14 protein-coding genes and 1 pseudogene are annotated in these 13,639 nt (G+C 46.2%); 14 read left to right on the forward strand and 1 reads right to left on the reverse strand.

The features are described from left to right. From tsaB to EP073_RS07590, 14 genes and pseudogenes are all read left to right on the forward strand, one after another. Positions 1-594, forward strand: coding sequence for a tRNA (adenosine(37)-N6)-threonylcarbamoyltransferase complex dimerization subunit type 1 TsaB (gene tsaB / locus EP073_RS07530; RefSeq protein ID WP_128466543.1), 594 nt, complete (start codon positions 1-3; stop codon positions 592-594). Next, entirely contained in the window at positions 569-1,024 is a 456-nt protein-coding gene (gene rimI, locus EP073_RS07535; RefSeq protein WP_128466544.1) for a ribosomal protein S18-alanine N-acetyltransferase, read from the forward strand. Before tsaB ends, rimI begins: the two co-directional genes overlap by 26 nt. Beyond that, positions 1,005-1,241, forward strand: coding sequence for an HP1242/YdcH family protein (locus EP073_RS07540; protein ID WP_128466545.1), 237 nt, complete (start codon positions 1,005-1,007; stop codon positions 1,239-1,241). Before rimI ends, EP073_RS07540 begins: the two co-directional genes overlap by 20 nt. Positions 1,242-1,257: 16 nt before the next feature. Next, on the forward strand, positions 1,258-2,400 hold the full coding sequence (gene metK, locus EP073_RS07545) for a methionine adenosyltransferase (protein ID WP_128467793.1): 1,143 nt from the start codon (positions 1,258-1,260) through the stop codon (positions 2,398-2,400). An 83-nt stretch (positions 2,401-2,483) separates the two neighbouring features. Next, on the forward strand, positions 2,484-3,893 hold the full coding sequence (gene ahcY, locus EP073_RS07550) for an adenosylhomocysteinase (RefSeq protein WP_128466546.1): 1,410 nt from the start codon (positions 2,484-2,486) through the stop codon (positions 3,891-3,893). Positions 3,894-3,899: 6 nt separating this feature from the next. Beyond that, a pseudogene (locus EP073_RS07555) lies at positions 3,900-4,841 on the forward strand (FAD-dependent oxidoreductase); the annotation flags it as partial. Between the two features lie 78 nt (positions 4,842-4,919). Beyond that, the gene (locus tag EP073_RS14180; protein ID WP_430654683.1) at positions 4,920-5,267 is read left to right on the forward strand and encodes a hypothetical protein; all 348 of its coding nucleotides are present in this window, start codon (positions 4,920-4,922) and stop codon (positions 5,265-5,267) included. Continuing rightward, the gene (locus EP073_RS07560) at positions 5,264-5,986 is read left to right on the forward strand and encodes a lysophospholipid acyltransferase family protein (protein ID WP_128466548.1); all 723 of its coding nucleotides are present in this window, start codon (positions 5,264-5,266) and stop codon (positions 5,984-5,986) included. Before EP073_RS14180 ends, EP073_RS07560 begins: the two co-directional genes overlap by 4 nt. Continuing rightward, on the forward strand, positions 5,946-6,449 hold the full coding sequence (folK, locus tag EP073_RS07565) for a 2-amino-4-hydroxy-6-hydroxymethyldihydropteridine diphosphokinase (protein WP_128466549.1): 504 nt from the start codon (positions 5,946-5,948) through the stop codon (positions 6,447-6,449). Before EP073_RS07560 ends, folK begins: the two co-directional genes overlap by 41 nt. Next, positions 6,440-7,135 (forward strand): cytidylate kinase-like family protein, encoded by a 696-nt coding sequence (locus EP073_RS07570; RefSeq protein ID WP_128466550.1) that lies wholly within the window; start codon positions 6,440-6,442, stop codon positions 7,133-7,135. Before folK ends, EP073_RS07570 begins: the two co-directional genes overlap by 10 nt. A gap of 111 nt (positions 7,136-7,246) precedes the next feature. Next, complete coding sequence (gene hisS, locus EP073_RS07575) at positions 7,247-8,500, forward strand: histidine--tRNA ligase (protein ID WP_128466551.1); 1,254 nt, start codon at positions 7,247-7,249, stop codon at positions 8,498-8,500. A 13-nt stretch (positions 8,501-8,513) separates the two neighbouring features. Further along, entirely contained in the window at positions 8,514-10,307 is a 1,794-nt protein-coding gene (aspS, locus tag EP073_RS07580) for an aspartate--tRNA ligase (RefSeq protein WP_128466552.1), read from the forward strand. 97 nt (positions 10,308-10,404) lie between these two features. Continuing rightward, positions 10,405-11,241 carry a DUF4398 domain-containing protein gene (locus EP073_RS07585; protein WP_164885306.1) on the forward strand — a complete coding sequence of 279 codons (837 nt, stop codon included), beginning with the start codon at positions 10,405-10,407 and terminating at the stop codon, positions 11,239-11,241. A gap of 141 nt (positions 11,242-11,382) precedes the next feature. Beyond that, entirely contained in the window at positions 11,383-13,023 is a 1,641-nt protein-coding gene (locus EP073_RS07590; RefSeq protein ID WP_128466554.1) for an esterase/lipase family protein, read from the forward strand. Positions 13,024-13,052: 29 nt separating this feature from the next. Here the strand turns inward: EP073_RS07590 and EP073_RS07595 are convergent, their stop codons facing one another. Then, a complete protein-coding gene (locus EP073_RS07595) occupies positions 13,053-13,562 on the reverse strand; it encodes a gamma carbonic anhydrase family protein (protein WP_128467794.1) in 510 nt (169 codons plus the stop codon). Positions 13,563-13,639: the final 77 nt, after the last annotated feature.

Consider the following 13,639-nt stretch of genomic DNA (forward strand, 5'->3'; position numbering starts at 1 on the left):
ATGAACACATTAATCGTAGACACTTCCGGTGACATGCTTTTTGCCTCGCTCGGTACTTCCGGCGGGGCTGTTTTGGCTGAGACCGGAGTGAAAATGAAATCAAACATTAACGAGAATCTTCTGAAAACCGTTGATTTTCTTCTGGAATCTTCGGGAACTTCTCTCAGTGAAATTGAAAATTTTTATACAATAACGGGACCCGGCTCTTTTACGGGCATAAGGATAGGCGTTTCGACTATGCTTGGGCTTGCTTCCTCCATGGGGAAAAAACTTAAAGGAATTTCATCGCTGGACGCTTACGCTCTTGTCTGCGGAGAGGAGTCGGTTGAGGTCTGGGCAAAGCTGAGATTAAAAAGTTTTGTCAGAAAAAGCTATGACTTTAAAAATATGGTATTTTCTGAGTATGAGACAGTTAAGCTGGATGATGAGGAATCCATTACCCATATTGTCAACCGCGAGCAGAAAAGCAGCCTTAACCTCACTCACTCAGTAAAAAATATCCATTTTACTAAATTCGGATGCGGCTACGAGCCCCTGTACTTCAGGAAATCCGAAGCGGAAATAAACTTTGATCAGAGACGTGCTTGCGGATGATCTTGAATCCGTCACAGAGATAGAAAGAGCATCATTTAAAAAACCGTGGTCGAAGACAGACTTTGAAACGGAAATAGAGAGAGAGCGCAGTATCTTCAAGCTTTTGGAAGAGGATGGGGCGGTTTGCGGCTATTTTGTTGTTTACACGGTTCTGGACGAGTCTGAACTGGCTGATATTGCCGTTTCCCCGAAACACCGCGGCAAAGGCTACGGCAGGCTTCTTCTGGCAGAGGCTGTCCGTTCGGCGGACAAGGCTTCAGTGATGTTTCTTGAGGTGGCGGTGGACAACTTTTCCGCTGTCGGATTATATGAATCTTTCGGCTTTGAAAAAGTCGGCTATATAAAAGACTATTACGGTCAGGACAATGACGCGTACATCATGAAGCTCAACATTAACGGCGAGGTGAGAAATGTTGAAAAGCAATACTGAACTTATTGAGAGCATCAAGAACGACAGCCCGGAGTTCAGAGAACTTTTTAATGAGCACATTAGAATGGAGCAGGATCTTGAAGCTCTGCTGAGTTTGAAATATTATCCGCCTGAAGTGGAAGCTAAGATAAAAGAGATCAAAAAGCAGAAGCTCATCGGAAAAGATAAAATGGAAAGAATCGCGGTTGAGTACCAGAAGCGCTTCTCTTCAAACTGAAAAATAGAGGGTAATGATGGATCAAAAGAAATATGTGTTTACTTCCGAGTCAGTTACGGAAGGGCACCCTGACAAGATTGCAGACCAGATTTCCGATGCCATTCTTGACGCCATGCTCACTGACGACCCCATGAGCAGGGTTGCCTGCGAAACAATGGTTACGACAGGGCTTGTTATAGTTGCCGGAGAGGTTACCACAAGAACCTATGTGGACATTCCCGGCGTGGTGAGAGAAACGATAAAAGACATAGGCTACACCAGAGCCAAATACGGCTTTGATTACGAAACCTGCGGGGTTATCTCCACCATCGACAAACAGTCTCCTGATATTGCAATGGGTGTTGACACAGGCGGGGCTGGGGATCAGGGGCTTATGTTCGGTTTTGCGTGCGATGAAACCGAGGAACTCATGCCTCTGCCAATAATGCTTGCCCATAAGCTTACCATGCAGCTCTCCAAAGTTCGTAAAAATGAAGTTCTTCCCTATCTCAGACCGGACGGAAAATCACAGGTAACAATAGAATACGACGGATATAAACCTGTCAGGGTCGACACGGTAGTCATATCCTCTCAGCACTCCAACGAAATTAAGCTGAAAGACCTCAGAGAGGATATAATAGAAAAAGTAATCAAGCCTGTTATCCCTGCGGATCTCCTTGATGAAGAACATATAAAATATCACATAAACCCCACGGGGAGATTCGTTATCGGCGGTCCCATGGGCGACTGCGGTCTTACCGGAAGAAAAATCATCGTTGACACTTACGGCGGCGCTGGAAGACACGGCGGCGGCGCTTTCAGCGGAAAAGACCCGTCCAAGGTGGACAGAAGCGCGGCTTACGCAGCCAGATGGGTTGCCAAAAACATTGTTGCCGGCGGATTCGCCAAAAGATGTGAGATTCAGGTAGCTTACGCCATAGGCGTTGCAGAGCCTGTTTCCGTAAACGTAAACACTTTTGGTACGTCAACCGTACCCGAATCTGAAATAGAAAGAGCTGTGGGCAAGGTGTTTGACCTCACTCCCAAGGGTATTATGGAAGCTCTTGACTTAAGAAAACCTATTTTCAGGAAGACTGCCGCTTACGGTCACTTCGGCAGAAACGAATTTTCATGGGAAAAAACCAATAAAGTTGACGAGCTTAAAAAAATCATAGGCTGACACAGCGGTTCCGGACTTTCCTGACAGAGAGTCCGGATTTTTTCTTTTACGGCACTTCCGCCGTGTATGATTAAGAGGTAAAAATGAGTTCTAGTGATTATAAAATAAGAGATATTTCCCTCGCCGAGTTCGGAAGGAAAGAGATTCAGATAGCGGAACACGAAATGCCCGGTCTTATGGCCGTGAGGGAGAAGTACGCAGAATCCAAGCCCCTTGAAGGTGTGAGGATCATGGGCTCTCTTCATATGACGGTTCAGACCGCCGTTCTGATTGAAACCCTCACCGCTCTGGGTGCTGACGTGCGCTGGTGCAGCTGCAACATCTTCTCAACGCAGGATCATGCGGCGGCAGCTATTGCGGCGGCGGGAGTTCCCGTTTTCGCATGGAAGGGTGAAACGCTGGAGGAATACTGGTGGTGTACTGATCAGGCGCTGAAATTCCCCGGCGGCAAAGGTCCTGAGCTTATAGTTGATGACGGCGGAGACGCCACGCTCATGATTCATCTCGGATATAAGGGAGAGAAAGACCCCTCTCTTTTTGATAAACAGGTAAATACTGAAGACGAAAAGCAGCTTTTCGGTCTTCTTAAATCAATATATAAAGAGGATGCAACCCGCTGGGCGAAAACAGTTGCCGAGTGGAGAGGCGTTTCGGAAGAGACCACAACAGGTGTTCACAGGCTTTATCAGATGCTTGAGAAGGGCGAGCTGCTTGTTCCCGCAGTCAATGTCAATGACTCTGTCACGAAATCCAAATTCGACAACCTTTACGGCTGCCGAGAATCTCTCATAGACGGCATCAAGCGCGCAACAGATGTTATGATAGCAGGCAAGGTGGCTGTGGTATGCGGCTACGGCGATGTGGGCAAGGGCTCCGCTCAGTCCCTCAGAGGGCAGGGCGCGCGCGTAATCATTACAGAAATAGACCCCATATGCGCACTTCAGGCTGCTATGGAGGGTTATGAGGTCACAACGATTGAAGAAACCCTCGGCAGGGCGGACATATATGTCACCACGACAGGCAACAGAGACATTATCCGCATTGAACACATGGAGAAGATGAAGGATCAGGCGATAATATGCAATATCGGTCACTTCGACAATGAAATTCAGGTTGAAAAACTTGAAAACTACAAAGACATCAAGAAATTAAACATAAAACCTCAGGTAGATAAATACACTTTCCCTGACGGACATGAGATATTCCTTCTCGCTGAAGGCAGACTGGTTAACCTTGGCTGCGCAATGGGACATCCATCGTTTGTTATGTCAAACTCTTTTGCCAACCAGACTCTTGCCCAGTTGGATCTTTGGGAAAACAGGGATAAATACAAACCCGGCGTTTACATGCTGCCGAAAGTCCTTGACGAGGAAGTGGCGAGACTCCACCTTGAGAAGATCGGCGTCAGGCTCACCACTCTCACAAAAGAACAGGCTGACTACATAGGCGTGCCGATTGAGGGTCCGTATAAGCCGGATCACTACAGGTATTAAGGTATAATGGAAAATAATAAACACGTTCTGATACTGGGCGCAGGTCCTGCGGGGCTGAACGCTGCTAAGCTTCTGGCGACGGAAGGCTTCCGTGTAACTATAGTCGATAAGGAAATAGGCGGCAACTACTGCCGCTCGGGCAGCGTTATATCCAACTCGCTGTTGTATCAGAGCAAGATATTCGCAAACTGCACAGAGAAGCTTCAAACACTTGTAAGCGGTGATGAATGCTCCTCTGTGAGCTTTGACTTTAAAAAATCCAGAAAGCTAACTGAACAGTCGGTGATGAGGATCCGCAAGGCTCTCACTGAGGACATTGAGAATCTGAACATAAATTTCGTGTACGGGTTCGGTAAATTCGCTTCTGAATCTTCCGTTGCTGTCACCAGTGTTGAGGGCAATGTGGAGATTAAGTTCGACTACTGCATAATAGCCACAGGCTCCTCAGACATCAATCCCGGGCTCAGCTCATCGGTTAAGCTGCTCACTGTCTCAAGCATAAGCGACCTTGAAAAGGTTCCCTCCAAGATAACCATTCTCGGGGGCGGATTTGTGGGCTGTGAGTTTGCCACTGTTTTCAGAAGGCTCGGCTCCGCTGTTACAATCGTGGAAACCAAGGATGAAATCCTTCGTGACATGGATCAGCAGATAGTCAAAAAACTGGAAGAAAAATTTAAGAAAAGCGGCATTGAGGTTCTGAAAAATACCAAGGTAGAAAAGGCGGAAAAGGTCGGCAGCAAATATATTCTGTTCCTTTCCGGCGGTGTGAAGCTTGAAACGGAAGAGGTCTTCGTGGCTGTGGGCAGAAAAGCCAGCATCTGCGGACTTGATCTGGATAAGGCGGGAATAAAGCTTGAAGCAAACGGCAACCTTAAACTGAATAAGAAGATGCGCACAACTAATGCCAATGTTTACGCAGTAGGCGACGCCTCCGGCGGAAACATGCTTGTAAGCTGGGCTTACACCACCTCAGAGATTGCCTCTGACGCCGTGATCGGCAACAAAACCGCCAAACCGTGGGAAACCATGCCGAAAGTGCTTTATCTTGATCCGGAGCTTGCCAAGGTCGGTTTCACCGAAGATGAGCTTAAGGACTACGCAGGCGAGTACGCCTGCATTAAATACAACATATCAGACCTTGAGAAAACTCTTATCAGCGGTGCTCAGAAGGGCTATATGAAAGTGGTTTACGACAAGGACACAAGAAAAATTCTCGGCTGCCATGTGATAGGCGACGGAGCGGGACAGATATGCTCCATGTTTTCGCTGCTTATCCAGTCCGGCATCACGATTGATAAAATATCCGATTATGTGTTCAACCATCCCACCTATGCCGAAGTGCTTAACGATATAGCAAGTAAGGTGAAACAGTGATTTTCATCTACAGCTTTTTTTTCTGGATATATCTTGCGCTGGTTACCGCAGTGCTTGTGATACTCGGCATCCCTTCGGTTTTTTTCTCAAAACAGCCTTACAAACTCATGAGCAGAATCTGGGCTAAGATGCTTCTTCTTTATCTGGGCATCAGGGTGAAGACGGAAGGTCTGGAAAAACTGGATAAAAATACTTATTATGTCTTCATGGGCAATCATTTAAGCTATGCGGACATATTTGTTCTCCTTCATGTTTTCTCAGACAGACTGTTTCTGTTCATGGCTAAAAAAGAGTTGTTTAAAATTCCCTTTTTCGGCTTTGCCCTCAAAAAGATAGGTATGATCCCCATCGAAAGGGAAGACAGGAAGGACGGACTGAAAAGCCTTCTCAGCGCTGCGAAAAAAATCAGTGAAGGCTATTCCGTGCTGCTGTTTCCTGAGGGCACACGCTCCTCAGACGGAAAACTGGGCAGCTTTAAGCGCGGCGCCTTTGTTCTCGCCGGAAGAACTGGGAACAAAATAGCGCCTTTTATCATAAGCGGGACTTCAAGCGCTGTTCCTAAACATAGTTTCAGGGTTTATCCGTTTAAAAAAGTACACTTGAAATTCCTTGAACCCATGGATTCCGGCGGTATGAAGGACAGAGAACTGCTTGAGCATGTGCGCGGAGTGATGCTGAATGAACTCGGTCAGAAGGATAATTTTAGCTCTGGGGAGTAATATCGGCGACAGGGAGCGGAACTTTGCCGATGCCCTGAAAGCCCTGTCATCCCTTATCATAATAGATAAAGTATCTTCCGTTTACTCCACCGCATCCCTGCTCAGGGACGGACAGGCGGATTATTACAACATCTGCTGCTCCGGCTGCACCGGATTAAGCACAGACAAACTTCTCACTTTTATCAAAAAAACTGAAAAGGAACTGGGCAGAGAACAGTCCGCACGCTGGCAGAGCAGGCTCATTGATATAGACATTATAGATTTCGGCGGTGAAATCCACGAATCTGAAGGGCTTGCTGTACCCCACAAAGAAACGGCGAACAGAAGCTTTGTGCTTTATCCTCTGCGGGATGTGGACGCAGACTATGTTCATCCGGTAAGCGGTATGAGCATAGACAGGCTTATTGCTGGTTTAAAAGATGATCTGGATATAAAAAAAATCGGAGACTTATCATGGCGGTAATTACTGTTTCAAGACAGTTCGGATGCGGCGGTGAGTATGTGGCTGAAAAAGTCGCGGAAAAACTTGGTTTCAAGCTATTTCATAAGGAGCTTATAAAATACATCGCAATCCTTACCGATACTGATGAGGAGAAAGTGAACAGGTTTGATGAGGAACAGCATTCAAATTTCCGCTCATTCATGTCTGACTATTTTGACGCAGACCTGTTCTCTAATGTTTTCAAAGATGAAAAGATAAATAAGGTCAATGATATGATCAAAAATGACGAAACCATATCATTTTTCGATACATATGCCGATCAGGAACCTGTTTTCGACAGCAAAAGGTTCAGTTCTATGGTGGAGCTTATCATCAGGAATCTTGCCACGGATACGAACTGCGTGATAATGGGGCGGGGCAGCCAGTGTATTCTTGAAGATGAGCCAAATTGTCTGCATATAAGGCTAGTTGCTCCCTTTGATGACCGTGTGAAATGGCTCACGGATAAGGAAGAGCTTGAAGCGGCGAAAGCAGCGGAGCAGATAAAAGCTATAGAGAAGCATAAAAAAAGTTATATAAAGCATTATTATAAAAGAGATATTGACGACGTGTCTCTTTATCATTCCGTCTTTAATCTCAGTAAAACCTCAAACGATAATCTCGCAGACATGATTATTGCCTGCGCAAAGTCATTTCTGAAGTTCTGACCTTGTTTTAAAATGACTGAAACATAGCCGGAAAGCCTTTACTGTCAAGCTTAAATTTATTGACTGTCCGCATGATTTGGAATATATCTGTATTCTTATGCGGAGGTAGTTTTGTTCAGCAGGGTCAAAGGATTCAGAGACATATACGGCGAAGAGGCTGTATATTGGGAAAGAATAGAAAGAATTTTCAAGGAAACGTTTAATACATTCAATTTCAGGGAATTTATTCTCCCTGTACTTGAACGCGCTGATGTTTTCCACAGAGGCATAGGCGATACCACGGACATAGTCGAGAAGGAGATGTTCGCCTTCAAGGACAGGGACGATACAATGGTAGCTCTCCGTCCTGAAGGAACAGCGTCACTCGTGCGTGCCTATGTGGAGAACAAGCTCTACAACCCCCCCTCGGTTAAGAAATACTATTACATTGGTCCCATGTTCCGCAGGGAACGCCCTCAGAAAGGACGTTTCCGCCAGTTTTATCAGGCAGGCGTGGAGGTTTTCGGAGCGGATGGAGCGGCGGCGGACGCGGAAGTCATCTATCTTCTGAAAACCCTTGCCGATAAAACAGGCATAGGCGATATGGTGACGATGGAGATCAACTCTATCGGGTGTCCCGAATGCAGACCCGCGTATTACGGAAAGCTCGTTGGGTACTTTGAAGCTCATCAGGAAAGCCTTTGTGAGGACTGCAAGCGCAGGCTGGGCAAAAATCCTATGCGTATCCTTGACTGTAAGGTGGAGACTTGCCAAGCGATCACTAAGGGCGCTCCCGTGATGCTTGATTATCTTTGCGGGGAATGTGAAACTCATTTTTCAGATGTAAAAAAATACCTCACCGCCTTCGGTGTGGAGTATAATATAAATAAGATGATGGTTCGGGGGCTGGACTACTATATCCGCACAGCCTTTGAAATGGTTACAAACCATCTCGGCTCACAGAACGCCGTTGGCGGGGGCGGCAGGTATGACGGGCTTATAAAGCTCCTCGGCGGACCGGAAGTGCCGGGAATAGGCTTCGCCCTCGGCATAGACAGGCTTGTGGCGCTTGCCATGCAGAAGGATAATGTTAAAGACAAAGGGGCGGATGTTTTCATCATCGCCTTTAAAGATATTTCGGACATAAAGTGTGCGGAACTGGTAAAGAATTTCAGGGAAAGGTCGATTATAGCTGAGATTGATTACGCCTTCCGCGCCATGAAAAAACAGATTAAATCGGCTGATTCGTCAGGCGCACGCTTCACCCTCATACTGGGGGATGATGAAATGAACAGGGGCGAAGTTTCCGTAAAAAATATGGAAACAGGCGAACAGACCTCCGTTAAGCTTGACGCGGTTGCCGATTATATCCAAAATAAACTTTAAGCAGGAGGACCACTTGGTTTCAAACCTTGGCGACTGGAGACGGACGCACGATTGTAATGCTCTCAGAGCGTCAGATATAGGAAAAAAGGTTACCCTCATGGGGTGGGTTCAGAGAAGAAGAGACCACGGCGGCGTTATATTCGTGGATCTCAGAGACAGAGAAGGCATAACTCAGATCGTTATGAGCCCTGAACTCAATAAAGCCGTTCATGAAAAAGCGGAGAACCTCAGAAGCGAGTTTGTTATAGCTATAAAGGGCGAAGTTGCGAGCAGACCCGACGGCTCCCTTAATGAAAAACTCCCCACAGGCGAAGTGGAAGTGAATGTTGAAGAGCTTAAGATACTCAACACATCCATTGTTCCGCCCTTCATGCTTGATGAATACAGCAACGTCAGCGAAGACGTAAGGCTGAAATACCGTTATCTCGACCTGAGAAGACCCGAACTGAAAAGCAACCTGATCACAAGACATAAATTGACCAAAACAATGAGAGAATTTCTTTACTCCAAAGGGTTTATAGACGTTGAAACGCCTTTTCTCACAAAAAGCACACCCGAAGGCGCCAGAGACTATCTTGTTCCCAGCAGGGTAAACCCCGGTAAATGCTACGCTTTGCCTCAGTCTCCCCAGATGTTTAAGCAGCTTCTTATGATTGCCGGCTTCGAGCGTTATTTTCAGGTTGTAAGATGCTTCCGTGACGAAGACCTCAGAGCGGACAGACAGCCCGAATTCACTCAGCTTGACATTGAAATGTCCTTTATAGACTCTAATGACCTCATGAACATAATGGAGGAGCTTTTCATAACCATTTTCGACAAGGTTATGGGTATTAAGCTTGAAAAAGGCTTTCCCACCATCAGCTATGACGAGGCTATGGAAAAATACGGTCACGACGCTCCCGACACACGTTTTGAGCTCTATCTCAAAACCATAAACGACACTGTCAAAGGATGCGGATTTAAAGTATTTAACGAAGCTGTAGAGAAAAACGGCTGCGTAAAAGCGGTTAACGCCATAGGCGCCGGCAAGACTTTCTCCAGAAAAGATATTGATGATCTTACCGACTTTGTAGTTTCACTCGGTGCCGGCGGTCTGGCTTATATAAAAGTCAACGAGGACGGACTTCAGTCTCCCATAGTCAAGTTTCTCGGAGAGGATGTCGCCGCCGCTGTAGTTAAAGAGATGAACGGCAAGCCCGGAGATATTATATTCTTCGGCGCCGGTGACAAATATACCGTTAACCTGTATCTCTCCAAGCTCAGGCTTAAAGTCGGCGCTATGCTCGGACTCATTGACAGGGATAAGCACTCCTTCGTGTGGGTTCTTGACTTCCCGCTGCTTGAGTGGGATGCGGAAAACAAACGCTTCGCCGCTATGCACCACCCGTTCACATCACCCCTTGACGAAGATGTGCCTCTGTTCGATACAGACCCGGGCAAAATGCGCGCGAAAGCCTATGACCTTGTTCTTAACGGTTCGGAGATCGGCGGCGGAAGCATCAGGATTCACAGAAGCGATGTTCAGGAGAAAATGTTCTCCACCCTTGGTCTCACCGAAGAGGAAAGAACATATAAGTTCGGCTTTTTCATTGATGCGCTTAAATACGGCACACCGCCCCACGGCGGTATCGCCTTCGGAGTGGACAGGATAGCCACTATCCTCACAAAATCCACATCTATCAGGGATGTTATAGCTTTCCCGAAAACCCAGAAAGCCACATGCCTCATGAGCGATGCTCCGAGTTTCATCGATGATAAACAGCTCAAAGAGCTTTACATGAAATTTGAGATTGCTGAGAACAAATAGAAGATTTAACTGTCATTGGTTTGACAGACCTTTGGGGTTGTGTTAGCCTAAAAAGGTGTTATCTTAATAAATAATGAAGAAAAAGGGAGGATTCCGTATGAAGACCTACAGACTTCTGCTCCTGATTGTGGTGCTTTCTGCTTTCGCTCTTGCCGGATGCAGCAAACCGCCTGTTCAGGAACTCGATCAGGCCAAGACGGCCATGCAGGCAGCTAAGGACAGCGGTGCCGAGAAGTGCCAGCTTCCCGAGTATCTTGAAGCTAAAGCTAAGCTTGAAGCCGCTCAGAGAAAAATGGACGAAGCTGAGAAAGGCGGTAAAAAAGGCGAGCTTTACGAATCAGCAAAAGCAGATCTGCTTTCTGCAATAGCCGATTTTGAAAAAGCTAAAGCTAATGCCGATGCTTACAAAGCTACTGATGCGAAAGTTCAGGCTGAACTTGCCGCTCTCAAAGCGAATATCGACAGATATAAAGAGAACGGCGAAAAATATGACCTTCCGTCATATAAGGCTGCCGTTGATAAGTATAGCAAAGCTAAAGAACTTGCAGACAAATGCAAAGGCGAGGAAGCTCTCGCTCTCATAGCTCAGGCGAATGACGACCTTAAAAATGCTGAGGAAGAATACGCCGCTGCTAAAGCCGCAGAAATGGCTGCTTCTCAGACTGAGATGAAAGCCGAATCAACTGCGCCTGCTTCAGAGAAGTACACAGTTATAAGAGGCGACAACCTTTGGAACATTTCCAAAGCCAAGTACATGAACCCCTTTATGTGGCCGATTATATACTGGGCTAACGAAGCGGCAATCAAAGATCCCGACCTCATTTTCCCCGGTCAGGTATTTGACATCATGAAAGATGTTCCCGCCGCAGACAAGGACAAGGCTGAGAAATTCTCTCGCAACAGAGGACCTTGGTCACTCTTTGACGGCAAATAAGAGCTTAAAAAAAACAGAATACAAAAAAGCCGTACTCCCCGAAGGGTACGGCTTTTTTTATGACACCAATGCTTGCTTAAGATTGCATCTTCAGATATAAAGAATTAATATGATACTTATTATCAGTAGGAAGGTGTTATTGTGATAAAATACTTGATTTTAAGCCTGATCTCCGTGACGGTTCTTTCATGCGGCGGAAACGGAAGCGGTGTTACTGGGGAGCCTGAACAATCCTCTGAACTGATTTTAGGTCATGCGAACCATGTCTCCAATATTCTTTTTGCCCATGGTTACCATGACAGTAATATTGCATGGGATACATATGTTGATTATATCCATGATAGCTATCCGGACTGGAAGACTTATCGCACCAGTGTTACATACAATGAATCCATCGAACAAAGAGGCGGAGAACTGGCGCACTATATTGCATCACTGGATAATGTAAGTGATGACTCTCTGATTGCTGTCGGGCACAGCATGGGCGGACTGGATCTCCGCTATGTCGTGACAATGGGAAACAGCAGACAGGCATTCCCTGATGATGAGTTTTATATGGCTGCGCGAAAGATCCATAAGGTATACACAATAGCCTCGCCGCACGGGGGCGATATGTTCGGAGGATTGGGCGGAAGCTACAGCCCTCTTGATAACGGAGCAATAAGTCTCGGAATAGAGCAGATGCAGCAGTTCAATATAACGCATCCTTATTCTTCAATGTCTGTGGACGGCAGGAAAATTTCTTTGCTTGCTTTCAGATTCCATTGCGGCGATACAAGGCTTTCTGATGGGGGCGGAGCTTTGGAACCAAGCTCAGACACTGATTCGGACGGTACTGTAGCCGTACAGAGACAGATTTTATTCGGCGCTCCGTTCACTCAGTCTGTTTTTCACGGCAGGCATACGGAAAATTTTCCGAATATGTGTTCGACAGATATAATGGAAACTGAACACAAGCTTGATATTTTGGACGGTATTCTGACGAATAAACAGTATTATACTGATGTAAAAGATATAGTTTTTTATGACGGCAACAACTGTACAGGTGAAGAGAAAGGAGCATTCAGCAGCAGGCACAAAAACGGCAGTGTAAAATGCTCTTCCGCAGGTATTTGCGAAAATGATTCCGCAAAATCTGTAAAGCTTTATGCCGGTTTACAGGCTGATACTGCCATTGCCCTGTATGACAATGCTGACCATCACCATCTGGATGACTGGACAAGGATACATGTCGGCGAAGAGCTTGAGCAGGATTACTGTATAAACACCCTTGAGCCGGAGAATGCTCTTTTAGTCGAAGAGTTTGGAAACGGGATAACTATGACCTATCACGAAATGAACGGTCTGGACGGCAAAGTATCCGGTCTCAATGTGGGAACATCCTCAGAACAGTATGACCCGTATAATATTGTTTTTTATGATGATTATAACTGCGAAGGCGGAATCGCCGGAGGGTTCAGAAGCTCTGAAAGCATAACCAGAGACTGCACTGATTCCCCCGAATGCAGGAACGATGCTGCAAAATCCGTGCTGATTTACAAGGGAGCAAAAGATACCCATGTGTATGTTTACAATGATCCTGACGGAGACACTGACCAGCAGTGGGGCAGGCTTGTAATAGGTGATACCGTTACCGATAATATATGTATAAATGATTTGGAAACCTCCCATAATCCGGATTCCGAAACCCTCGGATATGAATGGCATGATAACTCAGGATTTTGTGTCATAAACTGCGGAATAGCCGGTAATGTTTCCAGAATCAGAGTAGTTCCCCAATAAAAGAAACCAGCGGGGCTTTGACCCCGCTTTTATTTTCTGTCCAGATAAACGTTTTTATACATCACATATCTGTCGGCGTAATCTCGTATACTTTGAATCTCCGCATCCGAAAGCTTTTTGATTGCCTTCGCGGGGCTTCCCATTATGAGTGAACCGGGTTCATAGGTTTTGTTAGGCGGGACAAGACTTCCGGCGGCTACTATGCTGTTTTCACCTATCACTGAGTTATCGAGAATGATTGAGCCTATTCCCACCAGCACATTATTTTCAATTGTGCATCCATGAAGGGTTACACTGTGCCCTATGGTTACGCAGTCTTTGAGGATAGTCGGATATTTGTCCTTGGTTACATGGATTACGCTTCCGTCCTGCACATTTGTGCATCCGCCGATTTCGATCCTCTCCACGTCCCCCCTGAGAACAACATTGTACCATATGCTGGAATCATCCCCCAGCGTGACATCCCCTATAACAACCGCATTGTCAGCTATAAAAACTTTTTTACCCTTTGTTGTGCCTTTATTGAGTCTGGCAATCATGTTGTCCACCGTGTAACCTCCTGAAACACTATGAATTATCCCGTTTCGTCTGTTCTGTTAATATAACATTGCACTCA

The organism is Geovibrio thiophilus (genome assembly GCF_004087915.1).
Classification (GTDB): Bacteria; Chrysiogenota; Deferribacteres; order Deferribacterales; family Geovibrionaceae; genus Geovibrio; species Geovibrio thiophilus.